The sequence below is a fragment of the Dyella koreensis genome, from assembly GCF_044904565.1.
Classification (GTDB): domain Bacteria; phylum Pseudomonadota; class Gammaproteobacteria; order Xanthomonadales; family Rhodanobacteraceae; genus Dyella_D; species Dyella_D koreensis.
The window spans coordinates 835,413-861,589 of record NZ_JADIKD010000012.1; the positions used below are offsets into that span (position 1 = coordinate 835,413).

A 26,177-nucleotide genomic window follows, 5' to 3' on the forward strand; every position below is an offset into this window, starting at 1 on the left:
GCCGCCATGCGAAACCGTATCCCTTGCGGGAACGATCAATCCTCTTCGACCACCGAGGTGTTGGTCTCGATCACTTTCTTGCCACGGTAGTAGCCGTCCTTGGTGACGTGGTGGCGCAGATGCACCTCGCCGCTGGTCGGATCGGTGGCCAGCTGCACGGTCTTCAGCGCATCGTGCGAACGACGCATGCCGCGGGTGGACGGGGTTTTGCGGCTCTTGGCAACGGCCATGGTGAGTCTCCAGCTAAGCGATTATTAAAATCGACGTTATTTCTTGAGTTCGCGCAGAATCGCGAACGGGTTATCGGAACGACCCTCGCCGGAAGTGGCTTCCGGCGGCGGGGCTACTACTTCGTCAGGCAGCACGCTGTCCGGATTGACCGGAACCAGCGGCAGCACCAACAGCAATTCGTCTTCGATCACGTCCGCCAAGTTCAGCTTGCCGTCTTCGGCGACCAGCAGCGGCTCGCTACCGGGCGGCAGGGCTGATTCCTCGCGTTCGTCACGGATCAGGCCCAGACGACTGTCCACCGCTACCGGCAGCACGAATGGCTCCAGCGAACGTTGGCAAATCAGCGTGAGCGGAGCCTGGACGCGAACGTCGAGGTACGCCGTACCGAATTCGTCACGACCGAAATCCAGCTCGAATCGGGCCTCGCCCGTGGTGTCCGCAAGAGCCCCGCCCAGCCGCTGCATGGCGGCAATGGGCAACGACCCCTGGAACGAACGCCGCGCCGAGACCATGCGCCAAGCGTCCACGGACTCTGGCAGTGTCACGGACATAATCACGAAATCTTAGGTTTGCCGGCGTTTGAAGTCAACATATTGTTTATACCGGACTAAACGCCGCGCTTAACTTTTCGCGCTCCAACGCATTTTGCCTGAACGGCACTCATGCGGCAGACTGCCGGCTCCGCCGCCCTCGAGCCGAACTGCTCACGTGAATGCCTATCTGACGCTTGGCTCGGTCGCGCTGTTTCTCGCCCTGGTCGCCGCCGTCGCCGTGGCCCTATGGTATCGGCGGCGCAATGACCGGCGCACGCACAGTCTGCACCAGCTGCTGGAACTGGCTGACTGTCTGGAAGGCGACCTGAAAACCTGCCGCGCCGGCCTGCAACAGGCCCATGCCGTGATGTCCCTCAATCCCGACCTGCCGGCAGCCAGCGAGCAGGAAGCCCGCCATGCGATCGAGGCTGGCCTGCGTTCGCTACTGCAACAGCGCATCTGGATCCGTGACCAGGCGCCTCGGGCCAGCCAGGATCAGCTCGACCGGGCTGTCTCGAACATGATCGAGACGCGTAGCCGCCTGGGGCCTCTACTGAAAGCACTCGACCAGGCCCAGCATGCCCTCGATGACGCCATGCGCGAACACATCATCCAGCGAGGGCCGGAGGCATGACCCTGCCCCGCCTGATCCTGGGCTCTACATCCCGTTACCGAGCCGAGTTGCTGCGCCGCCTCTATCCCGAATTCGAGCAGCGCGCCCCGGGCACGGATGAAACCGCACTCCCTACCGAAGCGCCACAAGACCGCGCACTGCGGCTCGCGGTGGCCAAGGCGGAAGCCGCGGCGGACGGTATGGATAACGCCCTGGTGATCGGCTCCGACCAGGTCGCCGAGCTGGACGGCACCATGCTGGATAAGCCCGGCACCGCTGAACGCGCCCGAGCCCAGCTGGCCGCCAGCTCCGGTCGCGCCGTGCATTTCCATACCGCGCTGTGCCTGCTCGATACGCGCAGCGGTAAACGCCATACCTATATCGATCACACCCGCGTGCGTTTCCGTACGCTGAGCGACGACGAGATCGCCCGTTATGTCGAGCGCGAGCAGCCGCTCGACTGCGCCGGCAGCTTCAAATGCGAAGGACTGGGCATCAGTCTGTTCGAGCGCATCGACAACGAAGATCCCAGCGCCCTGATCGGCTTGCCGCTGATCGCCCTCGCCCGCCTCCTGCGCGAGGCCGGCGTGGCGTTGCCCTAAACTTGCGCTATCGCGCGTACGCCGCGGAAGCCAAACGCCAGATCGAACAATCTTCTCGTGCTACCGACGGCTGTACGCCCGCCGGTGCGGGAACACGGCCAGCATAAAAGGCAACGCGCTTGCGGCCATCGAACAGATCGAGCCGGCGCAGCGGCTGCGGCTCCTCGATACGCTGGCAGAGCGTGCCCAGCCAATCGGAACGCTCGCGCACGCGCAGTGACGTTTCATCGACGGCGAGCAACATCGGCATCCCCGCATGGGCCTCGCGCAGGGACGCCTCATCGCGATGCCAGATCGCCAGCTGCGGCGCCCGCCCGTGCTTGGCGTTGACGGGGCTATCCAGCGCATAGACGGGCGTGGCGCCGTTCAACTGAAAGTCGATCTCGGCCGCCAGCATGAAATTGTCCGCTACCAGAATCGCCGAGTGCTCTTGCAAAAGCTCTCGCGCCGCCGCACCACTTTCCCGCCATCCAACGAAGCGCGCTGGAAACGCCTTCATACTGGCCAGTGCACGGGAGCCATCTTCGCTTGCGGCAAGACTGAGATACGCGAGCGCACCGAGCTGGCCAGCGATAGCCAAGGCGACGGCGCCGTACGCGAACCAACGCACCCAGCGAATCTGCAGCCGCGAGCGCAACAGCACCGGCAACACACCAAGCAAAGGCAAATATCCGGGCAGCGGCCAATGCGCTCGAAAGCGCAACTCATCGGCGAACAGTCCCAATACGAAATAGATGACGATGAAACACAGCGAGACCATGGCGATGACATCCCAGGGCGCCCCGTCGCCGCGCCTTCGCCAACTGCGATAAGCCGCCCATAGCAGCAGCAGATAAAGCAAAGGCGTGCACGCCACCGCCTGCTCCAGCGGCTGTATCAACGCATCGGCATGGAAACGCCAGGGATTGCGCTCCACTACCTGGAACGCCACTCCTGCGCCGCGCTGCTGCCAATTGGAAATAAGCAGGGGGATCAGACCCAGCGCCGCCACCGCCATCGCCAACCAGAATCCGCCGCGGCGCCATTGCTGGCGACCGCGTGGTGTCAGCACGAACAACAACAGGCCAGCGAGCATCGGCATCACCGCGCGATAGTGCGTCAGCCAGCACATCGCCAAAGCACCACCGAGCATCAACCAATCGCTGGAACGATCGCCCTCCATCGCACGAAGCACGGCCCATAGCGCGAGCATGCTAGCCACAGTCAATGGCACATCGGGCAAAGCCAGCACGCCAAGACTTCCAGCCAACGGCAACGCAAGGCAAAGCAGCCCCGCCTGCCACCCGGCGCGCGCATCGAAAGCCTGCCGCGCGAACGCGACCACCAGCCAAGGTAAGGCACTCCCCAGCAACAAGAACGGCCAGCGCATCCCCAGCAGGCCGTGTCCAGCCACGCTCTCGCCAAGCCGGATCAGCCACGCAGTCAATGGCGGCAGATCGCTATAACCCCAGGCCAGGTGACGGCTCTCCTGCCAATAGAACGCCTCGTCACCAAACGGCGACAGGCTGGCGGCAATCGCCAGACGACCGAGCAGCAATAAGAAGAAGGCAATGAGAAACGCGGCTCGCCAGCGCGCGAGGCCGAGGACTACACTGCGGTCATGCATGGTTCATCCCCTGCACCGCCCTCACCTGCCGCCCAAATTCCATGTCTGCCATCACTCCACTTCACGATGATGTCCTGCGCTCGCGCCTCGACGCCGCCATGGCGCAGGTCAACCAGGTCCTGCTTGGCAAGCCGCGCCAGGTCAAGCTCGCTTTTACCTGCCTGATTGCAGGCGGGCATCTGTTGCTGGAGGACGTGCCGGGCGTGGGCAAGACCACCCTTGCTCATGCACTCGCCGCGAGCTTTGCGCTGGACTTCCAGCGCGTGCAGTTCACCAGCGACTTGTTGCCGTCGGACATTATCGGCGTGAGTGTTTATGAGCGCGAGACTGGACAGTTCCGCTTTCATCCCGGTCCGATCTTTACTGGCCTGTTGCTCGCCGACGAAATCAATCGCGCCACGCCGAAAACACAAAGTGCGCTGCTCGAGGCGATGGCGGAGGGCCAGGTCACCGTAGACGGCCAGACGCATAGGTTGCCGCAGCCGTTCTTCGTCGTCGCTACGCAGAATCCGCTGGATCTTGCCGGCACTTTTCCTTTGCCGGACTCGCAGCTCGACCGTTTCATGCTGCGCCTGTCGCTGGACTATCCCGATGCCGCCGCCGAGCGCGCCCTGCTCACCGGCAGCGATCGCCGCGACCTGCTCGCGCAACTGGTGCCGCAGCTCGACGGTGCCGGCCTCACCACCTTGCATCGGCAGACGCAGACGATCACCGCCAGTCCGGCGCTGCTGGATTATCTGCAGGCGCTGCTCAGCGCGAGCCGGCGCCATGCCGAGATCCGCGTCGGCCTGTCACCGCGCGCCGGTCTTGCTCTGCTCAACGCGGCGCGTACCTGGGCCATGCTCAGTGGCCGCACTCATGTGCTCCCGGAAGATATCCAGGCGCTGTTCGTACCTCTGGCAGCGCACCGCCTGGTTCCCGCACGCGGCGCCAACGGCGACACACTCGCGCGCCAGCTGCTTGCCGAGGTCGCCGTGGGTTGATGGCCATGCCACTGGCCGAGACGATCCGCCGTCTGCAGCACCACGCCGAGCGACGCCTGCCGGCGCTCACCCGCTATCGGCGCCCCGAAAACCTGCCCATCGAGCTGCACCGCCGGCGTATCTACATCGTGCCCACCGGCCTGGGGCTGGCTTTCGGAATCCTGCTGCTGGTGATGCTGGCCGGCGCGCTGAATTACGCGAATAACGCCGCGCTGCTACTTACGTGCCTGCTCGGCGCCGCCTGCGCGGCAAGCATGCTGGTCGCCTTCCGCAGCCTGGACGGGTTGCGCCTGATAGCCATTCAGGCGGACCACGCGATGGCTGGGCAGCCACTCATCCTGCATCTTCACTTCGACGCCGGCATACGCACTCGTCAGGCCATTCGTGTCCATATGGACGGCCAAATGCAGGCCTTTGCGATCCCTGCCCAAGGGCAATTTGTCCTGCAGTTGCCCATGGCCACCACGCGGCGCGGCTGGCAAGCATTGCCGCGCATCCAATTGTGGAGCAGCTGGCCCCTTGGCTTGTTCCGCGCGTGGAGCTGGTTGTATCCGGAGCAATCCGTGCTGGTGTGGCCTTGCCCCGAAGCCGGCGGGCCACCGCCGCAACTGGCGGCCGATGATCCGTTGCATCATCGCCTGCATCACGGTGAAGACCTGGCTGCCCTGCGCGACTATCGCGCCGGCGATCCGCAACGTCGCATCGCGTGGAAAGCCAGCGCCCGGCATGACAGCCTGCTGGTGAAGGATTTCGAACAACCGGAACCACGCCAGGAGTGGCGTCTGGACTGGCGCCAACTGTCGAGCCTCAACAATGAGGCGCGCATCGCCCGCCTCGCCCGCTGGCTGGGCGAAGCTGAAGCACAAGGTCGCCCCAGCAGCCTGTGGTTGCCGGAAGAAGATATCGGCCATGGCTCCGGCCCGGCCCATTACGCGCGCTGCATGAGCGCACTGGCGCGACTGCCGTGATTCGCCTGCGCCGCACTCCGCGTAACGAAATACCGCTCGACGGCCGCGCCTTCGATCTGCTCTGTCTCACTGCCGCGGTGGTGCTAGGCCTGCACGCGTCCCACCTGCCGCCATGGTTGAGCGCCGCCCTGGCCACGGTGCTGGGGTTGCGCTGGTGGCAACGCCGGCGTCAGCGAGGACGCGCACCGATTTATCTGAAGTTGCCATTGGTCGCGCTGCTGGCAGCTACCGTGATCTTCCACTACGGCAACATCTTTGGACGCGAACCGGGCTCAGCGTTGGCGGTAGGTTTACTGGTACTCAAGCTGCTGGAAACCGAAACGCCGCGCGATGCCAAAGTCGCCGTTGGCTTTGCCTGCTTCACGCTGATGGCAGCGTTGTTGTCGGACCAGGGCATGGTCGCCACCTTTATCGTGGGACTTGGTCTGGTGCCCGCGCTTGCCACTCTGCGCGCTCTGCAACCCGCACGCGTCGCTGCCAGCCTGCCACGCGAGCTGCTTCCCGGCCTGGGTTTGCTTGCCGCGGCGATTCCGCTTTCCTTGCTCGGTTTTGTGCTGGTGCCACGACTGGATTCGCCGCTATGGGGAGCACCACCTTCCGCGCAGGCACGCACCGGCCTCAGCGATCGCATGTCCCCAGGCGACTTCGTCGATCTGCTCACCGACGATCACCCTGCGATGCGCGTGAGTTTCGATCAGGCCTTGCCGGCACCGGCCCAACGCTATTTCCGCGCCTACGTGATGACGCACTACGACGGCCGCCGCTGGACCACAATGCCGAACGGGCAATCGCCGGCACCGCTCGAAGCGACCGAGAGCCAGAGCTATCGCATCACTCTCGAGCCGAACGGCCAGCAAGTACTGCCGGCTCTCGACGTGCCGCTGGAAGCGCCGCCGCAGGCGAGACTGGGAGCAAACCGCGAAGTGGTCGGCGGCAAGCCGGTGCAGGATCCTCTGACCTATTCGCTGCACTCCGCCGTGCGCTATCGCTTCCAGCCCACGCTGGACGACGCCACACGCCGGCGCAGTCTGCTGCTGCCGGCTGGCTTCAACCCCCGCAGCCTGGCGCTGGCCACGCAGTGGCGCGAACGCTACGGCGATCACGACGACGCCATCGTGAAGGCGGCGCTGTCGCTGTTCCACGATGGTGGCTTCAATTACACGCTGGCGCCGGCACCGCTGGGCCGCGACGCGGTAGACGATTTCCTGTTCGCCACGCATGAAGGTTTCTGCGAACACTATTCCTCCGCCTTCACGGTGCTGATGCGCGCCGCAGGCGTTCCGGCGCGAGTGGTCACGGGTTACCAGGGCGGTTACTGGAACAAGCTCGGCCAATACCTGCTGGTGCGGCAATCCGACGCGCATGCCTGGAGCGAAGTGTGGCTGGCCGGGCGTGGCTGGGTACGCGTCGACCCTACCGCCGCCGTACGTCCCGAACGCGTCAGCCTGGGCGCCGCCGCGGTCGCTGCCAGCCAGACCGGATGGCAGGGACTGAACTGGTTGCAGGACATCCGCAATCGCTGGGATGTCGTCAACCGCTGGTGGAGTGAAGGCGTTATCGGCTTTGATGCACTGAGGCAACGCGGGCTCCTCACGCCATTCGGCGTCCGCGATACCGACACGACCACGTTGAGTGTGCTGCTGGCCATCGGCAGCGTGTTGTTCGCCGCGCTTGGGCTTGCCTGGGCGCTTTGGCGCAGACACGACACCGACCCCATGCGGGCGGCCATGCAGGCACTCGAACGGAAACTGGCGCGTGCCGGCATTGCGCGGCGGAGCAGCGAAGGCCCACAGCATTATCTGCTGCGCGCGGCGAGGGCCCTGCCCACCCAGCGCGCGGAGCTGGACCAATTGATGAGGAGCTACCTCGACCTGCGCTATGCCTATACCGATCCGCCGCCCGAATCCGTTCGCGGCTTTAAACAGGCGGTACGGGATTTCCGGCCACGACACGTGGTCAAATGAACCGAATCAGTAGATTTGCGGATACAGGATCATCCGCCTAACGATGGAGAAAGCGGTCATGTCCACCTATAAAACCCTGGCCCTTGCGGCCGTCACGGCCTCGCTGGCCGCCTGCGCGACGGTCCCCCAGCCGCTGCAAGGCACTTACACCGACCTCAGCACGGCCGCGGCGCAGCAAGGCGGCGCCGGTGGCGCCAAGGTGCGCTGGGGCGGCGAGATCATCAAGACCGAACCCGGTCCGCAGGAAACCTGCTTCTACATGCTGTCGCGCCCGCTCGACGATGAGGCCCGCCCGAAGGCAGACAGCAGCAATGACACCCAGGGCCGCTTCGTTGCCTGCCGCTCCGGCTTCTACGATCCGGAAGTCTTCGCGCGCGGCCGCGAAGTGACCATCACCGGCACCCTGCATGGCACGGTTTCGCAGAAGGTCGGCGAATACGACTACGCCTACCCGCGCGTGGAAGCCGACGTGGTCTATCTGTGGCCGAAACGTGTCGCCGTGCGCTACCCGCCGGGTTATTACGACCCGTTCTGGGGCCCGGGCTGGGGTCCGTACTGGGGCCCGTGGGGCGACCCGTTCTGGTACCAGCCGCGCGTGATCGTGGTGCCGCGTCCGGTACCGCCGCCCCGTCCGAGGTAAGCCGCGTAAAGCACCAAAGAAAACGCCGGCCATGTGCCGGCGTTTTCGTATCGGTGAAGAGGCTGTCCGGATCAGCCCGGCGGCCAGTGCATCCGGCGCCCGGCCAGCAAATGCACATGCAGATGGAACACCGTCTGCCCACCATGCTCGTTGCAGTTGATCACCGTGCGATAGCCCTGTTCGGCCAGCCCTTGCTGACGGGCATAGGCCGCTGCCGCCAGCAACAGCTTGCCGAGCAGCTCAGCATCGGATGCCTTCGCTTCATCGAGGCTCGCGATGGCGCGCTTGGGCACGAACAGCACATGCACCGGCGCCTGCGCATTCAGATCGCGGAAGGCCAGCACGTCATCGTCTTCGTAAACGATGTCGGCGGGAATTTCGCGGCGGATGATCTTTCCGAAAATCGTGTCGGCCATGTCTCGGTTCCTTAGGGCAACGCTGATGAAGTATCGCCATCGTCACCCGCCCTGTCTGTTCGCAGGCCGCAGGACCGTCGGCGAAAGCAGACTGGTGGTCTGTTAAGACGGCGGGCCGAAGGCATGTGGACAGACAGGGCTGGCCCCAACGCATGAAGTTTTAAATGAAGGGGTGATGCCTGGAAGGCTCGCAGGCGCCGCCGCGTGGCTTGCCAAGACAGCCAGTCTTCCCTGCGCCACGCGGCGGCGCCTGCGAGCCTTCCAGGCATCATGACGATGGCGATACTTCATCAGCGTTGCCCTAGGTCACAAACTCTGCCGGCTGCCGAAGGCATGCGCCAGCGTGCCGCGATCGACGTACTCCAGCTCACCGCCCAGCGGCACACCGTGGGCCAGCCGGGTCGGTTTGACTCCGGCGGCGCGCGCCAGTTGCGCGAGATAGTGCGCCGTCGCCTCGCCTTCCACCGTTGGATTGGTGGCGATGATCATCTCTTCGATCTCGCCTTCCGCCAGCCGCTCGGTGAGCAAGCCGAGACCCAGCTCTTCCGGCCCCAATCCATCCAGCGGCGACAGGCGGCCGAGCAACACGAAATACTGCCCGCGATACCCCGTAGCCTGCTCGATCGCCGCCAGTTCGGTTGGCGACTCCACCACGCAAAGCACGTGGCGATCGCGGCTACTGCTGGCGCAGATCGAGCACACCGGCTCCTCGCTGAAATTGCGGCAGCGCGTGCAATTGCCAATGCGCTGCATGGCTTGCTCGAGCGCACTGGCGAGCCGCAATCCACGCTCGCGTTCACGCTCCAGCAAATGGAAGGCCATCCGCTGCGCACTCTTGCCGCCCACGCCGGGCAGGCAACGCAAAGCTTCAATCAGATCGGTGAGGAGTTTGCTCATGAATCAGCTTGTTGGATGTAGGAGCGCACCTTGTGCGCGATAGACGCATCGGTTAACCAACCATCGCCCACGGGGTGGGCTCCTACCTTCACATCAGAACGGCATCTTGAAGCCGGGCGGCAAGTTCATGCCGGAGGTGACGCCACCGAGCTTGTTCTTACTGACGTCCGCCACCTTGTTGACCGCGTCGTTGATGGCGGCAGCCACCAGGTCCTCGGCCATCTCCGGATCGTCAGCAAACAGCTTGCGGTCGATCTGCACGCGACGCACTTCGTGCGTGCCGCTCATGATCACGCTCACCAGACCGCCACCCGAACTACCGGTGACTTCGAGCTTGGCGATCTCTTCCTGCGCGCGCTTCATTTCTTCCTGCATGCGCTGCGCCTGCTGCATCAGCTGGCCGATTTGTCCTCTCATGATTCTGACTCCGAATGGTCTGGTAGTAGGGTTTACGGCTCAAAAGGTTTGACCGACTGCGGCAGTACGCGCGCGCCGAATTCGCGCCGCAACGACTGCACCAGGGGGTCTTCCTCGATCGATTGCTCGGCCGCCGACTGTGCTGCTGAGCGTGCCGTGGCTGCGCGCGCGGCCGGTGTTTCCACACCGCTGGAATGATCGCCGACAAAGCGCAGGCGGATGCGCTCGCCCATGGCCTGGCTGATCCGCTCTTCCATCTGGCTCACCATCGGTTCGACCGCGAGATGCATGTGGATCGGCTGCAGCGCCAGCACCAGGGTCTGTCCTTCGCGCTCGCGCAGAGCGGCGTTCTGCGCCAATTGTCCCAGCGGTCCGCGCAGGCCGGCCTGTTCGATCATCGAATCCCAGTGCGGCAATCCATTCGCATCCAACACCGGTGCGGCACGCGTCGGTGCGGGGGGCGCGACAGGAGCCGGCTCCGTGCGGACCGGCGCGGGCTCCGCCGTACGCGCTGCCGGCCGCTCAACAGCGGCTGGAGCGGGCGGCGCCGCACGCGTCGGTGCGGCTGCCGGTGTACGCGCCGACGCACTGGCTGCTGGCCGCTCGGCGCGCGAACCATCACCGCCATCCGCCGGGCGGAAAGCCAGCATGCGCAGCAAAGCCATCTCGAAACCGGTACGCGCATCCGGCGCCAGTGAGAGATCGCGGCGTCCGCCGGTGGCGATCTGGTAATAGAGCTGCACGTCTTCCGCGCCCACGCGTTCGGCCAGCGACGCCAGTGCCTGATCGTCACCGGCATCGCCTTCGGGGCGATAGCCGGGCACCAGCTGGATCAGCTGGATCCGGTGCAGCACGCTGGCAAGATCGTCCAGCACGCCGCCGAAATCCGGCGAGAAGGAAGCGATGCGCGCGCACTCTGCCATCAACTGATCGCCATCGCCCGCCGCAAGCGCCTCGAGTACACCGAGCACCTGCCCGCGCGCAACGCTGCCAAGCATGGCGCGCACATCATCGACCTGCAGCGAACCACCGCCATAGGCGATAGCCTGGTCGAGCAGCGACAAACCGTCGCGCAGCGAACCATCGGCGGCGCGCGCCAGCTCGACGATCGCGGCGTCTTCATACGCAATGTTCTCGGCACCGAGGATGTGCCGCATCTGGCCGGAAATCTGCTCCGGCAGCAGGCGCTTCAGGTTGAACTTCAGGCAGCGCGACAACACCGTCACCGGCAGCTTCTGCGGATCGGTGGTGGCAAGCAGGAACTTCACGTGCGGCGGCGGCTCTTCCAGCGTCTTCAGCAGCGCATTGAAAGCCGGTTTGGACAGCATGTGCACCTCGTCGACCAGGTACACCTTGAAGCGGCCACGCGCTGGCGCGTACTGCGCGTTCTCGATCACCTCGCGTACATCATCCACGCCGGTGTTGCTCGCCGCGTCGATCTCCAGCAGATCGACAAAGCGGCCGGCATCGACCGCCGTACAGACGGCGCATTCACCACAGGGATCGGCCGATTCGCCGCGTTCGCAGTTCAGCGACTTGGCAAAGATGCGCGCGATGGTGGTCTTGCCGACGCCGCGCGTACCGGTGAACAGATAGGCGTGATGCATGCGCCCGGTGTCGAGCGCATTGGTGAGCGCGCGGACCACATGCTCCTGCCCGACGAGTTCGGCGAACTTGCGGGGGCGCCATTTGCGCGCGAGTACCTGATAGGACATGCGTTAGAGCCTGCTCATGGCATCCCAGTAGCCCGCGCCGGGAGCTGTTTGCACGCAGGACCAGGAAGAACGAAGGAGTGTATGTCGATACACGACTGAGTGATGACGCAGGACTGGGGGCAAACAGACCCGTCCCGAAGGGTTGTTTTGCTTTAGCCGCCTGGCGGCCGCGCGCGGCTTGGCAAGGGCACCACCCTGGCCAGCGCCACGCGCGGCCGCCAGGCGGCTAAAGCAAAACAACGCAGGCTGCTGGGATACCATGAGCAGGCTCTCTTACCTTGGGGCGAGAACTGATTGTGCCAAGTCATCCATGGCAAGTCAGTAATACGAAGCGAAGCCCGAAAAGGCGGCGGCCCCGCCAGCCACACCCCGGCACCCGAATCATTCGCTACCGTTGCTCCCTTCCGGGCCTGGCGGAGTTTACGAACTATCGTCGCGGGGGGACCGACGGGGCCACCATAGACGTTGGGCTCTTGCCCATGAACGGTCGTCAGGACCGCTGCGCGATTTCACTCACTGGCGGAGAGGGCGGGATTCGAACCCGCGATACGGGGATAAGCCGTATACACACTTTCCAGGCGTGCTCCTTCAACCACTCGGACACCTCTCCGCGATGGTGAAATCGCCTTACCGGCCATCAATGCCCGGCAAAGAGGCGAAATGATACCGGCAGGCCGGAATTCAGACAAGCCGGCGCAGCGAATCAGCCCGCATCAGCCCTGGGTGGCATCGGTGCCGCCAGCGCGATTCGCGCACCGGCGGCAGCGATGGCATAGCCGCGCGCAGCCAGGACCGCGCCGTCCTCCACGCTGCCGTAGTGGTACAGCCGCAGGCGCGAACGCAGGTGTTCTGGATACTCCCGCTCGATATCGTCGATACCGGTGTGCGACGGATTGCCGACCAGCCCGCAGTCGTGCGCGATCACTTCGGTACCGCCCGCATACCGCCCCAGCATCTCCGGCACCGGCCGGGTATCACCGGTAAAGGCAAAACTGCCCGCCAGCGCGATGCCGAACGAAGTGCCTGGCATGTGATGGCGCGTCGGGAATACGTCGAACCAGCAACCGTCCAGCCAGAACCCGCGACTGCACGGCAACAGGCGAAAGGCTTCCCAGAAATTGACGCCGCCCTCCGCCAGCACATTGGGGTAATCAGCCACCCTACCCTGCAACCATGGCATCAGCCCCGCCTGCAGGAACAGCTTGGTCTGCCCACGCAGGCGCTCGTCGAACCACAAGCGGAAGAACAAACGCTCCAATCCGCCCACGTGATCCATATGCGTGTGCGTGATGTACAGGGCGCGCGGAGGTTCGCCATAGGCAGCCAGATAGCGATCCAGCGTATCGGGACCGCAGTCGATCAACAGCATCGGTTTGCCATCGCGCTCCAGCACCGCGGACGACGAACCCAGCTCGACGGCATGCGCCGCGCCGACACCAAGAAAATGCAGGGTCCAGGTCATAGGCTTCGCGATCGGTTCAAAGTCGGATGCAAGCGACGGCACTCACAGCAGGCCGCCATCGCTGGTGCCGAAGCTTAGCTCGTAGCGATAGAGTAAAGGCTTCCACAATTGCTGTTCAAACGCCGTCTCACCCTGCGCCGCGGCGCCAAGCTTGATCAGCGAGCGACGCAGGCGCTGCAGATTGGCCAGCCGCCAGCTTTCGGCCGGCCGCCGCCGTTCGCCACGGTCGAAGTCGATCAGGTACAACTCGGTGGCTGTCACCAGAATGTTGTGTGCATTGAGATCCGCGTGCCAGATGCCCACGCGGTGGAAACGCGCCACCAAAGCGCCAACCAGTTCGGCCAGTTCACCGTCGAACTTCCCGGCGGCAAGACATTCGGCCAGGGTGGAGGCATCAGGAATGCGGCGAGTGATCAGGTCGGCGGTATAAAACAGACCATGCCGGCGATAACGCGCGGCAACCACGCCGGGCACGGGCAGTCCTTGCCGGATCATGTCGGCCATCAACCGGAATTCCGCAAAACCGCGGCTACGTTCCGCGCCCATCCACAGATAGCGGTCCCCCATCCATTTCGCCACCAGACCGCCCCGACGGTAGTGGCGCAGCACGCAATCGCCGGCAGGCGTATCGATGACGGCGACGCCGCCGCGCCCACCCGACTGCGTGCGCAAGGCGCCGCGTCCGCACCAGTAATCCGGTGCGAACCAGTCGTCATTGACTTGTGACGATGCCGTGGCGTCGAACAGAATCGCTCCGGCGGTGCCCTCACGGACTTGCTCTTGCATCATCATGTCCGGCTTCACAACGCCCTGCTTCGCCCAATGACCAGCGATTCTAGCCCCATGCCCGCTCCTGCCTCCATCTGCCTGCTGCGTACTTCCGCCATCGGCGACGTCACCCACGTCGTGCCCCTGGTGCGCACGCTGCAGCAGGCCTGGCCACAGACCCGGCTCACCTGGATCGTGGGCAAGCTGGAACGCCGCCTGGTCGGCGACCTGCCTGGCGTGGATTTCGTCACCTTTGACAAAGCCGCCGGCTGGGCGGGCATGCGCGCCGTGCGTGACGCGCTGCGCGGGCAACGCTTCGACGCCCTGCTGCAGATGCAGGTGGCCATGCGCTCCAACCTGCTCAGCCTGGGCATCAAGGCCCGCCGCCGGGTTGGTTACGACCATGCACGTGCCAAAGACCTGCATGGATTGGTGATCAACGAACGCATTCCCGCGCGCACGGGTGAGCATGTACTCGACGCGATCGGCAGCTTCTGCGAACCGCTGGGGCTGAAGCAGACCCAGGTTCGCTGGGATATCTCCATTCCCGAGGAGGCCCACGCCTGGGCGGCAGAGCAACTGCCGGGCGATACGCCGACCTTGCTGGTCAGCCCCACCTCCAGCCATGCCCTGCGCAACTGGCGCCCGGAGCGCTACGCCGCCGTGATGGACCATGCTGCTCAGCGCGGCTGGCGCGTAGCCTTGATCGGCGGACCGTCGCCGGACGAACGCAACATGGCAGACGCGATACTCGCCGTGTGCCGCCACACACCGCTCGACCTCACCGGCAAAGACACTCTCAAGCGCCTACTGGCCATGCTCAGCCGCGCACCACTGCTACTGACGCCCGACTCTGGACCGATGCACATGGCCAATACCGTCGGTTGCAAAGTGCTGGGTCTGCACGCGGCCAGCAATCCGGATCGCTCCGGGCCTTATTCCGACCGTCGCTGGTGCGTCAACAAATACGACGAAGCCTCACGAAAATATTTGGGCAAACCGGCCAGCGAGATTCCGTGGGGCAGCAAGATCGAGAAGCCGGGCGTGATGGACCTCATTGAGACCAACGAGGTCATCGAACGATTTGAGGCAGCGAGTGCCGCTTTCAGCCAGGGCGCGCTGCGGTAGGAGCGCACCCTGTGCGCGAAACGGTCCGTAAGGACCGTGCTCTTCAAAAGCTCCGCTCACGCGGAGCTTTTGCGCACAGGGTGCGCTCCTACCCATGTACTTACTTGCTCTTGTAATCCTGATACGACTTCTCTTCGACCAGCTGCGAGCCGAGCTTGAGGTTGATCTCGCGCTTTACCGCCGCGCGATCGTCGTTCTGGAAATACACCGCGCGGGCGAGCTCGATGAATTCCTGGTCGAACGCCTGCGCCTTCTCCTTTAAACGAATGCGATCCTCGATATCCCATAGCGCTTCGTTCACCGCCAGCAGGCGCGCGCGCTCGGCGGCGATATCGGTCTTCGAGGCATCAGCGTTGGCCCAGGTGGCATTGAGCAGGTCCAGCTCATTACGCACGTTGGCCAGCTTGGCCGGGTCGGTGATCTGACGCGACTTGATCTCCAGGATGGTGATCTTGTCGATCAACTCGCCGTAGGACACCGGAACTTGGATCAGGCTCATGGAAACTCCAGGGACTAAACAGGCAGAGTGTCGGCGGACGCTCCGCGGGATGCCCATGATAAAGAAATGTCTCGCCTGCCGTTCAGCCGAACGGATTAGACTCGGCTCGCCCATCCACCTGGAGGATCCATGAGTACCAAGCGTTTTCTCGCCCTGACCGTATCGGCTGCCCTCGCCTTCGTTACCCTGTCGGCAACCGCCGCGACCGGCACCAACCGACCGGCAGCACCGAGCCGCCCTGTGGCGGATGCCGGCACGCTCAACGGCAACGTATTGATCCGCAACGACGGCATCTTCCTGCGCTGCACCCAGTGCGGCACGGTGGAATCGATCGAACACAACGTGACCCAGGGCCGCGACCACGGCACGGCCGGCGCAATCATCGGCGCTGTCGCCGGTGGCGTGCTGGGCAACCAGGTCGGCAGGGGTAACGGCCGCAAGCTGGCGACGGTCGCGGGCGCGGTCGGCGGTGGTTTTGCCGGCAACAAGATCGGTACCGGCGGCGGCAGCGAGAGTTGGACGCTGCGCCTGCGCATGGGCAACGGCAGCTACAGCAATGTCACCGTGCCGGATGCCAGCGCCATTCGCGAAGGCGATCTGGTGCAAGTCGACGGCGACGGCAACGTCACGCGCATTCAGTAAGCCAGCCGCCTAGTAATCTGGCGGCGTTCTCCACGCAACGGTCGGTGCAAGCCGGCCGTTGTCGTATCAACGTGTCGCGACGCGGGCTTTCGCCACCCGCGCGCAGACGTCATCAAGAAACGATTCGGGCAATACGGCGCGCACCGGCACGGCCCACCCATGGGACAAAGCCAACGGGCGGCATTTCACCGCATCTTTCTCCGTCATCAGCACGGGCACGCTGTCGCCAAAAGCCAGGTCATCGGCCCGATAGGCGTGGTGATCGGGAAACGGATGTTCGACCACCTCCAGTCCCCGTGCCCGCAAACTGTCGAAGAAACGTTGCGGATGACCAATACCAGCGACAGCATGCACACGCTGCCCACGGAAAGCTTCAAGGCTTTGCAGATGGTCGTCCGCCATGGACCTCGCCATATCGCCCTGCAATGACATAGGCACTTCGCCTGACTGCGCCTCGCCACCGTTGCAGACACGGAAGTCCGTCGTTGCCAAGCGCGCCATCGGCTCACGCAATGGCCCAGCCGGCAACAGCGCACCGTTACCGAACCGGCGCGCACCGTCGATCACGCAGATCTCAACATCGCGTTGCAGGCGATAGTGCTGCAGACCGTCGTCGGCCATCACCACATCACAGCCCGCATCGATCAGCAGTTGCGCCGCCGCCGGACGGTCGCGGCCCACGGCCACCGGCGTACCGGCCGCGCGAATCAGGCAGGGTTCGTCACCTACGCGAGCCGGATCAGGCAAGTCGTCCAACAGCAGCGGTCCTTGCTCCGTACCGCCATAGCCGCGACTGACCACCCCCGGCTGGAAACCATGGCGGCGCAGCGCCTCGGCGAGCGCCATGGTGAGTGGCGTCTTGCCGGTGCCACCCACGCTGATATTCCCGATCACGATAACCGGCACCGACAGGCGTTCGCTGTGCAACCAGCCGTGCCGGTACAGCATCCGGCGCAGGCTGCTCACGCCGCCGTACAGCACCGCCAGCGGCAAAGTCCACCATGGCCGTCTTCCCTTGCCGTACCAGGCGGCCTGGAGCGTGTCGGCCAGCGCCATGGGGACCTCAGTCAGTAGCCTTGTCGTGGAATTGCATGCGGTGCAGCACTGCGTAGTGACCGCCCATGGCGAGCAACTCCGCATGCGTACCGCGCTCGACAATACGCCCCTGCTCCATCACCGCGATCTGGTCGGCATGCTCGATGGTCGACAGGCGGTGGGCGATGACCAGGGTGGTGCGGTCGCGCATCAGGCGCTGCAAGGCTTGCTGGATCAGCCGCTCCGATTCGGTATCGAGCGCGCTGGTGGCTTCGTCCAGCACCAGGATCGGCGCGTTCTTCAGGATCGCGCGCGCGATGGCAATGCGCTGACGCTGGCCGCCGGACAGCATGTTGCCGCCCTGACCGATCTGGCTATGGATGCCCTTGGGCAGGCGCTTGATAAACTCCATCGCATTCGCCGCTTCGGCCGCCGCGATGATGTCCTTCTCCTTGGCACCCGCCAGCTCGCCATAGGCGATGTTGTCGGCCACGCTACCGTCGAACAACACCACGCTTTGCCCCACCCAGGCGATCTGCTTGCGCAGGGACGTCAGCGTGTAGGTGGTGTAGTCCAGGCCATCGAGATCGATATGGCCTTCGCTCGGCTCATAGAAACGCGGCAACAGACTTACCAGGCTGCTCTTGCCGCTGCCTGATCGGCCTACCAGCGCAGTGACCGTTCCCGGCTGGCAATGAAGATCGACACCGCGCAGCGCTTCAAAGGCATTGCGCGCATAGGTCAGGCGCACGTCCTTGAAGACGAGGTTGCCGCGCGTCTTCTCCAGCACCAGCTTGCCGTGATCGATTTCCGGCGGCATGTCGATGATCCCGAACAGATCCTCGCACGCGGCTACGCCGCGCTGGATGCCGGCCTGCACGCCGGTCAGACGCTTCAGCGAAGGCAGCATGGCGCCCATCGAGGTCAGCACCGTGATGAAGACACCGGGCGAAATGCTGTCGATCACACCCGGCCGCGTACCGAGGTAGACCAAGAGCGCCAGCGCAAATGCGGCGGCGGTCTGGATCGTTGCGCTCGACATCGAACTGGTAATGGATACCTTGAGATTGAGGCGCTTTGAATGCTCAGTGACTTCTTCGAAGCGTTCCGCTTCATGCGCTTGTCCGCCATAGATGCGGACCTCCCGATGCGCACCCACCGACTCCTCGACCGTACCGGTCACCGAACCCATGGTGCCCTGAATGCGCTTGCTGATCTGCCGATAGCGCCGGCTGACCACCGTCACGATCAGCACGACCGCCGGCACCATGATGAGCAGCGCCATGGTCAGATAGGCACTGGTGGACAGCATCACCCACATCATGCCGATGATCATCACGCCTTCGGTCACCGCCACCTTCACCGCATCGGTGGACGCCTGCGCCACCTGCTCGCTGGTATAGGTGATGCGGGACACCTGCTGCCCTGAGTGCTCGGTCCCGAAGAAGGCGGCCGGCAGGCGCAGGTAGGAACTGAAGACGTCGCGCCGCATGGTCTGCACAACGTTGCGGCCGATATACGCGATACCGTAGTCGCTGAGGAAGATACCGATGCCGCGCAGCATAAACAGCCCGATGATCCAGATCGGCATCCAGAAAATCAGATAGGCGTCTTTCTTGGCGAACAGGTCGTCGATCAGTGGGCGCAGCAGCTTGGTAAAAGCGGCAAGACAGCCGCTTTCCAACCCCATGCCCACCACCGCGATCAGCCCGATCGGCCAGTAGCGGCCGCTATAGCCAAGCAAGCGCTTATAGGTGCGCCAGGTTTCGGCGTCCCAGACGTTGACTTTCTTTTTGCTCACTTGCCGGCGTCCGCCTGGCTAGGCGTGGTGGCGATGGAAAGCTTGGTAAAGCCAAGCTGCCCCAGCGCGTCCATCGCCGTCACCACGTTCTGGTGTGGCGTCATGGCGTCGGCGCGGATGGTCACCTGACGCTCGCGGTCGTCGCCGGCGATGTTGGCGATGGCTTGCTTGAGCGGTTCGATGCCCTGCCCCAGCACTTCATCGCTGCCCACGTAATAGTGTCCTTCGCGGTCCACCACCACGGTGAGCGCCGGTGCCTGCATGTCGCGCTCATCGGCGCTGGCCTTGGGCAGGGTCACCTGCATCCGCGTGTGCTGGATGAAGGTGGTGGTGAGCACGAAGAACATCAGCAGGGTAAGCAGCACGTCGATCAGCGAGATCACGTTGATCTCGAAGTCGTCGTGCCGACGGTCATTGCCGATACGCATGCGGGATCAGCCTGCGCTCTGCTCGGTGGCGGCGACCGTGCGACGCGGGCGCGGCGTAACGGGCGCGGTGACGGTCAGTTCGTCGAGCAGCGCGGTGGCCTGCTTCTCCATCTCCACGCAGTAACCAGCCACCCTCGAGCGGAAGTAGCGGTGCAGCACATAAGCCGGGATCGCCACTACCAGGCCGGTGGCCGTGCAGATCAGTGCTTCGCCGATACCGCCCGCCATCTTCATCGGGTCACCCACACCGCCCTTCATCACATCGAGGAACATGCGGATCAGGCCGATCACGGTACCCAGCAGGCCGAGCAGCGGGCCGATCAATGCGATGGTGCCGAGCGTGTTGAGGTAGCGCTCCATGTTGTGCACCACATGGCGGCCGGTGTCCTCGATGCGCTCCTTGATCAGCTCGCGCGGGCGGTTGCGCACAGCCAGTGCCGAAGCCAGCAGTTCGCCGAGCGGCGAACCGCTCTCCAGAGTGGCGAGATGCGCCGGGTCGAGCTGGCCCGAACGCGCCCAAGTGCGCACTTCATCGCCCAGACCGGGCGGCAGCACCGACTTGCGGCGCAAGGTCCAACAACGCTCGAGCACGATCGCCAGAGCGACCGCGGAACAGATCAGGATGGGCAGCATCGCCCAACCGCCAGCCATCAGGATTTCCAGCACGACTACACCCACCCATGCGATCACATGCAGGGGCGCATCATAGCAGTCCCGCCCGGCGGTTCCGCGGCACCGGTGGCAATTGCGCAAAGCGGCCTGCGCACTGACGGCGACCGCATTTATTCGCGCCAATAACGCGCCCGATAAGCGCGCCAGGTAGCGGCGATCACCGGCGGTCCGGCGGCCGGTATGTTGACCAGGATCGCACCTTGGTCCGCCGTGTTCAGCAAGGGCACGCCCAGTTCTGTGTATCGCGCCACGACGGCCGGATGAGGATGGCCGAAGCGGTTACGCCAGCCGGCCGAAACCAATCCCCAATCCGGCTTCAAGCCTCGGATGAAGACGACGCTGGATGAGCTGCGGCTGCCATGGTGCGGAACCTGCAAGACCAGCGGCGGCCCCGGAGGCACCTCCGTGGTCAGACGGGACTCGACCTGGCTGCCGATATCTCCGGTAAGCAAGACACGTCCGCCCGCTCCCTCGACCAGTAAAACACAGGAACGATCATTGCCCTTGCCATCGCGCTGATCCATTGGCGGACTCAGCAAACGGAAGCGCACGCCGTCCCAATCCCACGCCTGCCCCGCCTCACAGGCGCGCATCGGCAGAGGCATGTGTGCTGGCTCACCGGCAAAGCGCTCAGCGGTGGGAAATGCGGCGGCCACGGCCTGGGTGCCGCCGGCATGATCGTTATCGGCATGGCTGACCATCAGCACGTCCAGACGATCGATACCCAGCGCACGCAGTGAAGGAAGCACCGCCGCCTCACCCAGATCGAACTCCGATGGATAACGCGCGCCGGTGTCATACACCAGCGTGTGATGGCGCGTCCGCAGGACCACCGAAAGCCCCTGCCCCACGTCCAGCATCCACACCTGGAATCCGCCGCTGGCAGGTCTCTCGATCGGAGGCCATAGCAGCGGAAGAAACATCAATCCCCCCAGGCCGCGCAGCGGAACACCGCGCGGCAGAAACAGCCACCATGCGCCGAGGGTTGCCAGCACCAATGCCCATGGCTTCACCTCCGGCAAATACCAGTGCGCACCCGGCCAGCCGGCCAGCCGTTCGAGCAACCACCATTGCCCATGCGCAAGAACGGCGGCCAGCCGGAATACGAGTGTGGCCAAAGGCGGACAAAGACCGAGCATGAGCATGCCCAGCAATGCGAGCGGCACAATCACGAAACTGACGAAAGGCACCGCGATCAAATTGGACAAGGCACCGACCAGCGAAGCTTCGCCAAAGAACCACAGTGTCAGCGGCAGCAGCGACAAGGTCATCACCAGCTGCCCCATCGAAAGCTCGCGCAGAAAGCCCTTGAGTCCTTTGCCGTGCGCACTGAGGCAGAGCATCAGGAAGGTCACGCCGACGAAAGAGAGCCAGAAGCCGGCAGAGAGCACGGCCAGCGGGTCCATCGCCAGGATGGCGATCAGTGCGAGGGCGAGCGATTGCGCACCGTTGCCCTGCCGCCGCAGGCAACGCATAAGCGCCACTACCGCAATCATCAACAGCGTGCGCACCGTCGGCAACCCGAATCCGGCCAGCGCGCTGTACAACGCAGCCACCAGTAGCGCCGCCATGGCCTGAGCCTGCGTGCGCGGCATGCGCAAGCCCAGCCCTGGCCATAGCCAGTACGCGCCCTGCAGTAGCCAGATGCCCGCTATCGCCGCTACGCCGACGTGGAACCCCGAAATAGCGATGAGATGCGAGATGCCGTTGGCACGAGCCACTTCCCAATCGCGCTGACTGAGATCGCGCGTATCGCCAACCGCGAACGCTTTAAGCAAAGCGGCATCGTGCACGTCACTCACCCGCCCAGCGATATGGCGGGCGATACCATCGCGGACGGTATTGATACACCAGCCAGAAGCTCCGATCGGTGCATTGGCTATGTCCTCGCGCACATAGCCCGTCGCCACGATGCCGCGTTCCAGCGCCGTGCGTTCGCTATCGCCGCCACCCGGATTGACCAGGCCGCGCGGACGCTTCAAACGCAGACTGAGACGCCATCGCGAGCATGGCGCCATCGCAGGCACGGTGTTGTCCCGGGTGGTGTACCAGGCAAGGCGCAGCCGGCCATGCAGCAACACGGGCCGGCCATCCAGCCAGGCCCGGTCGACGGTCAGCACAAATCGCGTCGCATCTTTGCGAACCTGCGGCAGATCGCTGATCGCGCCGGTCACCACGAAATCGCGCCCTTCGAGATCGCGCGGCAATCGCGCCTGCATCGCCGCACTGCCGCACCAGCTCGCCCAAGCCGCGCCAAGCGCCATCCCCATCCACGCCAACCAGCGAAGGCCCGGCCATCGCCACAGACAGACGATGGCGAATGAACCGGCCGTTGCCGACACCCAGCGTGGCGGCAGGATCGGCAGCCATTGCACGGCGAGCACGCCGAACAGCAGCGCCACGGCGGCCAACACGATGGGGTGACTTCGCACTGGCGCATCCCTTCCCTGAGGACGCAGCCAGCCTATCGCGCCGACTTCGGCGCGGGAGATGAATTATCGGTAGGTGAAAACCGGCAAGCCTGTCGGCCAAGGCGCGAACATCGGCCTCTCCGCGATGAATCGGCTCAGTGGTGCGGCCGGTCCTGCAACTGGCCGTTATGCAGCTCCAACGTACGATCCATGCGGGCCGCCAGACGGCTGTCGTGCGTCACCAGGATGAAGCTGGTGCCGATCTCGCGATTCAACTCCAGCATCAATTGATAGACCTGCTCGGCATTCCCTTCGTCGAGATTGCCCGTCGGTTCGTCACCCAGCACACAGGCCGGGCGCGTCACCAGCGCACGCGCCACCGCGCAGCGCTGGCGTTCGCCGCCGGAGAGTTCCGCCGGTTTGTGCTCCAGACGCTTGCCCAAGCCGACACGGCCCAGCAATTCGCTCGCCTGCTTCTGCGCTTCCGGAATCGACGTGCCGCGGATCAGCAGCGGCATGCACACATTTTCCAGCGCGGTGAATTCGGGCAGCAGATGATGGAACTGATAGATGAAACCCAGCGAACGGTTACGCACGCGGCCACGCTCGGCATCGGACAGCTGCGAAAGCATCCGCCCTTCCACCTCCACTTCACCGCGGGTCAGCGTGTCCAGCCCGCCGATGATATGCAGCAGCGTGCTCTTGCCCGATCCGGACGCGCCTACGATAGCCAGCGTCTCGCCGCGCTTCAGGGTAAAGCTGACATCGCTCAGCACATCGGTGTGCAGGCCGCCCTCTTCATAGGTTTTGGCGATATGGCTGGCGCGCAGCACGATGTTGTTGTCGGCAGTCATCACATTACTCATAGCGCAACGCCTGCGCCGGCTGCGTGCGCGACGCGCGCCACGCGGGATAGAGGGTCGCCAGCAGCGAGAACAGGAAAGTCACCAGCGCCACCCAGCCCACATCGCTGGCTTGCAGTTTGCTGGGCAGCTCGCTGATGTAATAGACGTCGGGCGACAGGAAGGTCACACCGAAGGTGTGCTCGATCCACTTGACCACTTGCGGCAGGCGCCAGGACAACAGCGAGCCCAGGCCCACGCCGAAACCGATGCCGACAAAGCCGACCAGCAGCCCCTGCACCATGAACATGCCCATGATGCTGAGCGGGGTCGAGCCCAGGGTACGCAGGATGGCGATGTCGGCCTGCTTGTCCGTCACCAGCATCATCAGCATCGAGATCAAGTTGATCACCGCCACCAGGATGATCAGGGAAAGAATGATGCCCATGACTTTCTTCTCCATCGAAATGGCGGAGAAGAAGTTGGCATGGCTATCCATCCAGGTTTCCACCCGATAGACCTGTCCGAGCTGATTGACCAGTTCCTGCGCCACCGGCCGCGCATTGAACATGTCGTCCAGCCGCAGGCGGATGCCGGTGGGTCCATCGAGTCCGTTGAGCTTCTCAGCGTCGCTCATATTGATCAGGGCCAGATTGGAGTCGAACTCCTGCATGCCCAGTTCGAAAATCCCGACCACCTTGAAGCCACGCAAGCGCGGCACGCTACCCATCGGCGTGGCGCGAAACTCCGGTACCGCCATCGTGACCTTGTCGCCGACATTCACGCCGAGGGTCAGCGCCAGTTCGCGACCCAGCACGATGTTCCATGCGTTCGGCTCCAGGTCGGTGAGCTTGCCCTCGACCATATGCTTGTCGATGTCGGAAACCTTGGGCTCCTGAGCCGGCTCTATGCCGCGCACCAGCGCGCCACTGGGGCGGCGCGCCTGCAGGAAGGCCTGCGTTTCTACATAGGGAGCCGCACCCCGCACGTGCGAATTGGCTTCCGCGATCTGCACCGCTTTCGACCAGTTCTGCACGTTCTCGCCCGGCAGACCGGAAACCGTCGCGTGTGAAATGGCACCGAGAATGCGCGTGCGCAATTCGTTATCGAAGCCATTCATCACCGACATCACCGTGATCAAGGCGGTCACGCTGATCGCAATGCACACGATGGAAACGGTGGAAATAAACGAGATGAATTGATTGCGTCGCTTGGCACGCGTGTAGCGCAGGCCAATGAAAAGCTCTAGCGGTCGGAACATGGACGGGTCGCTTATGGGTTCGTGGGCGGGCCGCCCGGACATCGCGCCTTAGGACCGCGACGCCGCGGCAGAGTGCCCCAAGCCTTGCGGTTCGGCAAGCTGGGGCTCAGAAACGGGGCATGGCTTCGTCGGGTTTTACCGTGGCTAGACGCATGCGCAGACGCCGGCGCAGATCGGCATCGCTATTGTCCGGCGCCAGCAGCAACACCGTCTCGCGCCCCTCGGCCGATCGCAGTCGCAACAGCAAAAACACGCCCAATATCCGAAATGAGTGCAACACGGCCACCATATCCTGGCCTTGGTGCAACCGGAGGCCCCAGTTGCCGTCAGCCGCCCATCCGGCCGCCCGCACCGGTTGCCGCCCCTGCGCTGCAATAGCGTGAAACAAGGCAATGCCAATGCCAGCGAGCAACAAGACCTTCAGCCCAAAGGCCACGCCGGCCAGGATCACAGCCAGCCCCGCCAAGCCGGCCATCGCCATCAGGCAGCGGCCGAACAAGCGGGAGGGACGGTATTCAAAGCCGATGGCGGGCGCGGATGTCATCGATGATTGCCTGCCAATCCGCGCGCGACGGCCGGGCGTGACCCATCACCCAGTCCCACAGATCCGGATCCTGCACGTCGAGCAGTTCGTCGAAAGCCTGGCGTTGCGCTTCGTCAGCCGCCGCGAAACGCTCGTCCAGCCAGCCGCCGAACAAGGCGTCCAGTTCGCGGGTACCGCGGCGGGTGCGCCAGCGCAGGCGCTTGATGCGAGCTTCTTCCACGTGATCTACCGGCCTCGGGTTTACTGCCCCACCCGGATGACGGGTGAAAACCAAGAGGCCGGCTAGCGCCGGCCTCTTCCATCCATCGATCAGAGAGCGCGACGCTCGACGATCAATTTCTTGATCTCCGCGATCGCCTTGGCCGGGTTCAGACCCTTCGGGCAAGTGCGTGCGCAGTTCATGATGGTGTGGCAGCGATACAGCTTGAACGGATCTTCCAGATCGTCCAGGCGCTCACCGGTCGCCTCATCACGCGTGTCGACGATCCAGCGATAAGCCTGCAGCAGGATGGCCGGGCCGAGATACTTGTCGCCATTCCACCAGTAGCTCGGGCAGCTCGTCGAGCAGCAAGCGCACAGGATGCATTCGTACAGGCCATCGAGCTTCTTGCGATCTTCTGGCGACTGCAGGCGCTCCTTGTCGGCCGGGGCCGGGCTCAGCGTGCGCAGCCAGGGCTTGATCGAAGCGAACTGTGCATAGAAGTGCGTCAGGTCCGGCACCAGATCCTTCACTACCGGCATATGCGGCAGCGGGTAGATCTTGACGTCGCCCGAAGCGCAATCGCTGATCGCCTTGGTGCATGCCAGCGTGTTGGTGCCGTCGATGTTCATCGCGCACGAACCGCAGATGCCTTCGCGGCACGAACGGCGCAGCGTGAGCGTCGGATCGATCTCGTTCTTGATCTTCAGCAATGCGTCCAGAACCATCGGGCCGCAGGCGGCCATATCGACTTCATAGGTGTCGATGCGCGGGTTCTTGCCGTCGTCCGGCGTCCAGCGATAAACGCGGAACGTACGCGGCTTCTTCGCGTCCTTGGCCGGAAAATGCTTGCCCGGCTGGACCTTGGAATTCTTGGGTAGCGAAAACTCTGCCACAGTC

At 64.2% G+C, this 26,177-nt stretch carries 28 protein-coding genes, 1 tRNA gene and 1 other RNA gene; 8 read left to right on the top strand and 22 right to left on the bottom strand.

Going from position 1 to position 26,177, the window contains the following annotated elements; all coding sequences use genetic code 11:
• Positions 1-35 precede the first annotated feature (35 nt).
• Complete coding sequence (gene rpmF, locus ISS97_RS18635) at positions 36-230, bottom strand: 50S ribosomal protein L32 (protein ID WP_379983096.1); 195 nt, start codon at positions 228-230, stop codon at positions 36-38.
• Positions 231-266: 36 nt separating this feature from the next.
• A complete protein-coding gene (locus ISS97_RS18640; protein WP_379983095.1) occupies positions 267-782 on the bottom strand; it encodes a YceD family protein in 516 nt (171 codons plus the stop codon).
• 157 nt (positions 783-939) lie between these two features.
• Between ISS97_RS18640 and ISS97_RS18645 the strand changes: the two genes are divergently transcribed.
• A complete protein-coding gene (locus ISS97_RS18645) occupies positions 940-1,398 on the top strand; it encodes a hypothetical protein (protein WP_379983094.1) in 459 nt (152 codons plus the stop codon).
• The gene (locus ISS97_RS18650; RefSeq protein ID WP_379983093.1) at positions 1,395-1,979 is read left to right on the top strand and encodes a Maf family protein; all 585 of its coding nucleotides are present in this window, start codon (positions 1,395-1,397) and stop codon (positions 1,977-1,979) included. Before ISS97_RS18645 ends, ISS97_RS18650 begins: the two co-directional genes overlap by 4 nt.
• A gap of 7 nt (positions 1,980-1,986) precedes the next feature.
• On the opposite strand, the gene ISS97_RS18655 is transcribed toward ISS97_RS18650, so the two are convergent.
• Positions 1,987-3,585 carry an ArnT family glycosyltransferase gene (locus ISS97_RS18655; protein ID WP_379983092.1) on the bottom strand — a complete coding sequence of 533 codons (1,599 nt, stop codon included), beginning with the start codon at positions 3,583-3,585 and terminating at the stop codon, positions 1,987-1,989.
• A gap of 41 nt (positions 3,586-3,626) precedes the next feature.
• Between ISS97_RS18655 and ISS97_RS18660 the strand changes: the two genes are divergently transcribed.
• The 4 genes from ISS97_RS18660 to ISS97_RS18675 are packed head-to-tail and all read left to right on the top strand — an operon-like array spanning position 3,627 to position 8,140.
• Complete coding sequence (locus ISS97_RS18660) at positions 3,627-4,568, top strand: AAA family ATPase (RefSeq protein WP_379983091.1); 942 nt, start codon at positions 3,627-3,629, stop codon at positions 4,566-4,568.
• Complete coding sequence (locus ISS97_RS18665) at positions 4,568-5,536, top strand: DUF58 domain-containing protein (RefSeq protein ID WP_379983090.1); 969 nt, start codon at positions 4,568-4,570, stop codon at positions 5,534-5,536. Before ISS97_RS18660 ends, ISS97_RS18665 begins: the two co-directional genes overlap by 1 nt.
• Positions 5,533-7,500 (top strand): transglutaminase TgpA family protein, encoded by a 1,968-nt coding sequence (locus tag ISS97_RS18670; RefSeq protein ID WP_379983089.1) that lies wholly within the window; start codon positions 5,533-5,535, stop codon positions 7,498-7,500. Before ISS97_RS18665 ends, ISS97_RS18670 begins: the two co-directional genes overlap by 4 nt.
• A 58-nt stretch (positions 7,501-7,558) precedes the next feature.
• The gene (locus ISS97_RS18675) at positions 7,559-8,140 is read left to right on the top strand and encodes a Slp family lipoprotein (RefSeq protein WP_379983087.1); all 582 of its coding nucleotides are present in this window, start codon (positions 7,559-7,561) and stop codon (positions 8,138-8,140) included.
• Positions 8,141-8,211: 71 nt separating this feature from the next.
• Here the strand turns inward: ISS97_RS18675 and ISS97_RS18680 are convergent, their stop codons facing one another.
• The 8 genes from ISS97_RS18680 to ISS97_RS18715 form a co-directional block, all read right to left on the bottom strand.
• Positions 8,212-8,556 (bottom strand): histidine triad nucleotide-binding protein, encoded by a 345-nt coding sequence (locus ISS97_RS18680; protein WP_379983086.1) that lies wholly within the window; start codon positions 8,554-8,556, stop codon positions 8,212-8,214.
• 306 nt (positions 8,557-8,862) lie between these two features.
• A complete protein-coding gene (recR, locus tag ISS97_RS18685) occupies positions 8,863-9,453 on the bottom strand; it encodes a recombination mediator RecR (RefSeq protein ID WP_379984663.1) in 591 nt (196 codons plus the stop codon).
• Positions 9,454-9,546: 93 nt separating this feature from the next.
• On the bottom strand, positions 9,547-9,870 hold the full coding sequence (locus tag ISS97_RS18690) for a YbaB/EbfC family nucleoid-associated protein (protein ID WP_379984662.1): 324 nt from the start codon (positions 9,868-9,870) through the stop codon (positions 9,547-9,549).
• A gap of 32 nt (positions 9,871-9,902) precedes the next feature.
• Positions 9,903-11,585 carry a DNA polymerase III subunit gamma/tau gene (gene dnaX / locus ISS97_RS18695; RefSeq protein ID WP_379984661.1) on the bottom strand — a complete coding sequence of 561 codons (1,683 nt, stop codon included), beginning with the start codon at positions 11,583-11,585 and terminating at the stop codon, positions 9,903-9,905.
• A 353-nt stretch (positions 11,586-11,938) separates the two neighbouring features.
• An RNA gene (gene ffs, locus ISS97_RS18700) (signal recognition particle sRNA small type) lies at positions 11,939-12,035 on the bottom strand.
• Between the two features lie 67 nt (positions 12,036-12,102).
• Positions 12,103-12,195 (bottom strand) — tRNA-Ser (locus ISS97_RS18705).
• 93 nt (positions 12,196-12,288) lie between these two features.
• Positions 12,289-13,047 carry an MBL fold metallo-hydrolase gene (locus ISS97_RS18710; protein ID WP_379984660.1) on the bottom strand — a complete coding sequence of 253 codons (759 nt, stop codon included), beginning with the start codon at positions 13,045-13,047 and terminating at the stop codon, positions 12,289-12,291.
• 42 nt (positions 13,048-13,089) lie between these two features.
• Entirely contained in the window at positions 13,090-13,839 is a 750-nt protein-coding gene (locus ISS97_RS18715; protein ID WP_379984659.1) for a 3-deoxy-D-manno-octulosonic acid kinase, read from the bottom strand.
• A 51-nt stretch (positions 13,840-13,890) separates the two neighbouring features.
• On the opposite strand from ISS97_RS18715, the gene ISS97_RS18720 reads away from it, so the two are divergent.
• Entirely contained in the window at positions 13,891-14,943 is a 1,053-nt protein-coding gene (locus tag ISS97_RS18720; RefSeq protein WP_379984658.1) for a glycosyltransferase family 9 protein, read from the top strand.
• 100 nt (positions 14,944-15,043) lie between these two features.
• Here the strand turns inward: ISS97_RS18720 and ISS97_RS18725 are convergent, their stop codons facing one another.
• Positions 15,044-15,442: a DUF6165 family protein gene (locus tag ISS97_RS18725; protein ID WP_379984657.1), complete on the bottom strand. Its 399-nt coding sequence runs from the start codon at positions 15,440-15,442 to the stop codon at positions 15,044-15,046.
• Positions 15,443-15,571: 129 nt separating this feature from the next.
• On the opposite strand from ISS97_RS18725, the gene ISS97_RS18730 reads away from it, so the two are divergent.
• Positions 15,572-16,084 carry a glycine zipper 2TM domain-containing protein gene (locus ISS97_RS18730; protein ID WP_379984656.1) on the top strand — a complete coding sequence of 171 codons (513 nt, stop codon included), beginning with the start codon at positions 15,572-15,574 and terminating at the stop codon, positions 16,082-16,084.
• Positions 16,085-16,150: 66 nt separating this feature from the next.
• Here the strand turns inward: ISS97_RS18730 and lpxK are convergent, their stop codons facing one another.
• The 10 genes from lpxK to ISS97_RS18780 all read right to left on the bottom strand — a co-directional run bounded on the left by lpxK (position 16,151) and on the right by ISS97_RS18780 (position 26,173).
• Positions 16,151-17,140 (bottom strand): tetraacyldisaccharide 4'-kinase, encoded by a 990-nt coding sequence (gene lpxK, locus ISS97_RS18735; RefSeq protein ID WP_379984655.1) that lies wholly within the window; start codon positions 17,138-17,140, stop codon positions 16,151-16,153.
• Between the two features lie 7 nt (positions 17,141-17,147).
• The gene (gene msbA, locus ISS97_RS18740; protein ID WP_379984654.1) at positions 17,148-18,920 is read right to left on the bottom strand and encodes a lipid A export permease/ATP-binding protein MsbA; all 1,773 of its coding nucleotides are present in this window, start codon (positions 18,918-18,920) and stop codon (positions 17,148-17,150) included.
• Positions 18,917-19,348, bottom strand: coding sequence for an ExbD/TolR family protein (locus ISS97_RS18745; protein ID WP_090451409.1), 432 nt, complete (start codon positions 19,346-19,348; stop codon positions 18,917-18,919). Before ISS97_RS18745 ends, msbA begins: the two co-directional genes overlap by 4 nt.
• 6 nt (positions 19,349-19,354) lie before the next feature.
• Positions 19,355-19,999, bottom strand: coding sequence for a MotA/TolQ/ExbB proton channel family protein (locus ISS97_RS18750; RefSeq protein WP_379984681.1), 645 nt, complete (start codon positions 19,997-19,999; stop codon positions 19,355-19,357).
• Between the two features lie 131 nt (positions 20,000-20,130).
• Positions 20,131-22,452, bottom strand: coding sequence for a DNA internalization-related competence protein ComEC/Rec2 (locus ISS97_RS18755; RefSeq protein ID WP_379984653.1), 2,322 nt, complete (start codon positions 22,450-22,452; stop codon positions 20,131-20,133).
• Positions 22,453-22,586: 134 nt separating this feature from the next.
• Entirely contained in the window at positions 22,587-23,297 is a 711-nt protein-coding gene (gene lolD / locus ISS97_RS18760; RefSeq protein WP_379984651.1) for a lipoprotein-releasing ABC transporter ATP-binding protein LolD, read from the bottom strand.
• Complete coding sequence (locus ISS97_RS18765; RefSeq protein ID WP_379984650.1) at positions 23,290-24,534, bottom strand: lipoprotein-releasing ABC transporter permease subunit; 1,245 nt, start codon at positions 24,532-24,534, stop codon at positions 23,290-23,292. Before ISS97_RS18765 ends, lolD begins: the two co-directional genes overlap by 8 nt.
• 106 nt (positions 24,535-24,640) lie before the next feature.
• Positions 24,641-25,078 (bottom strand): protein YgfX, encoded by a 438-nt coding sequence (locus tag ISS97_RS18770; protein WP_379984649.1) that lies wholly within the window; start codon positions 25,076-25,078, stop codon positions 24,641-24,643.
• Positions 25,050-25,298 (bottom strand): FAD assembly factor SdhE, encoded by a 249-nt coding sequence (locus ISS97_RS18775; RefSeq protein ID WP_379984648.1) that lies wholly within the window; start codon positions 25,296-25,298, stop codon positions 25,050-25,052. Before ISS97_RS18775 ends, ISS97_RS18770 begins: the two co-directional genes overlap by 29 nt.
• A gap of 89 nt (positions 25,299-25,387) precedes the next feature.
• On the bottom strand, positions 25,388-26,173 hold the full coding sequence (locus ISS97_RS18780; RefSeq protein ID WP_090451404.1) for a succinate dehydrogenase iron-sulfur subunit: 786 nt from the start codon (positions 26,171-26,173) through the stop codon (positions 25,388-25,390).
• Positions 26,174-26,177 lie beyond the last annotated feature (4 nt).

Excerpts from the sequence above, each read along its gene's own strand:
- ISS97_RS18730 (WP_379984656.1), top strand. The coding sequence starts at position 15,572 with ATGAGTACCAAGCGTTTTCTCGCCCTGACCGTATCGGCTGCCCTCGCC.
- ISS97_RS18725 (WP_379984657.1), bottom strand. The coding sequence starts at position 15,442 with ATGAGCCTGATCCAAGTTCCGGTGTCCTACGGCGAGTTGATCGACAAG.
- ISS97_RS18745 (WP_090451409.1), bottom strand. The coding sequence starts at position 19,348 with ATGCGTATCGGCAATGACCGTCGGCACGACGACTTCGAGATCAACGTG.
- ISS97_RS18665 (WP_379983090.1), top strand. The coding sequence starts at position 4,568 with ATGGCCATGCCACTGGCCGAGACGATCCGCCGTCTGCAGCACCACGCC.
- ISS97_RS18675 (WP_379983087.1), top strand. The coding sequence starts at position 7,559 with ATGTCCACCTATAAAACCCTGGCCCTTGCGGCCGTCACGGCCTCGCTG.
- dnaX (WP_379984661.1), bottom strand. The coding sequence starts at position 11,585 with ATGTCCTATCAGGTACTCGCGCGCAAATGGCGCCCCCGCAAGTTCGCC.
- ISS97_RS18655 (WP_379983092.1), bottom strand. The coding sequence starts at position 3,585 with ATGCATGACCGCAGTGTAGTCCTCGGCCTCGCGCGCTGGCGAGCCGCG.
- ISS97_RS18680 (WP_379983086.1), bottom strand. The coding sequence starts at position 8,556 with ATGGCCGACACGATTTTCGGAAAGATCATCCGCCGCGAAATTCCCGCC.
- ISS97_RS18660 (WP_379983091.1), top strand. The coding sequence starts at position 3,627 with ATGTCTGCCATCACTCCACTTCACGATGATGTCCTGCGCTCGCGCCTC.
- ISS97_RS18720 (WP_379984658.1), top strand. The coding sequence starts at position 13,891 with ATGCCCGCTCCTGCCTCCATCTGCCTGCTGCGTACTTCCGCCATCGGC.
- ISS97_RS18765 (WP_379984650.1), bottom strand. The coding sequence starts at position 24,534 with ATGTTCCGACCGCTAGAGCTTTTCATTGGCCTGCGCTACACGCGTGCC.
- ISS97_RS18640 (WP_379983095.1), bottom strand. The coding sequence starts at position 782 with ATGTCCGTGACACTGCCAGAGTCCGTGGACGCTTGGCGCATGGTCTCG.
- ISS97_RS18650 (WP_379983093.1), top strand. The coding sequence starts at position 1,395 with ATGACCCTGCCCCGCCTGATCCTGGGCTCTACATCCCGTTACCGAGCC.
- lolD (WP_379984651.1), bottom strand. The coding sequence starts at position 23,297 with ATGAGTAATGTGATGACTGCCGACAACAACATCGTGCTGCGCGCCAGC.
- rpmF (WP_379983096.1), bottom strand. The coding sequence starts at position 230 with ATGGCCGTTGCCAAGAGCCGCAAAACCCCGTCCACCCGCGGCATGCGT.
- recR (WP_379984663.1), bottom strand. The coding sequence starts at position 9,453 with ATGAGCAAACTCCTCACCGATCTGATTGAAGCTTTGCGTTGCCTGCCC.
- ISS97_RS18750 (WP_379984681.1), bottom strand. The coding sequence starts at position 19,999 with ATGGCTGGCGGTTGGGCGATGCTGCCCATCCTGATCTGTTCCGCGGTC.
- ISS97_RS18715 (WP_379984659.1), bottom strand. The coding sequence starts at position 13,839 with ATGATGATGCAAGAGCAAGTCCGTGAGGGCACCGCCGGAGCGATTCTG.
- ISS97_RS18770 (WP_379984649.1), bottom strand. The coding sequence starts at position 25,078 with ATGACATCCGCGCCCGCCATCGGCTTTGAATACCGTCCCTCCCGCTTG.
- lpxK (WP_379984655.1), bottom strand. The coding sequence starts at position 17,140 with ATGGCGCTGGCCGACACGCTCCAGGCCGCCTGGTACGGCAAGGGAAGA.
- ISS97_RS18690 (WP_379984662.1), bottom strand. The coding sequence starts at position 9,870 with ATGAGAGGACAAATCGGCCAGCTGATGCAGCAGGCGCAGCGCATGCAG.
- ISS97_RS18710 (WP_379984660.1), bottom strand. The coding sequence starts at position 13,047 with ATGACCTGGACCCTGCATTTTCTTGGTGTCGGCGCGGCGCATGCCGTC.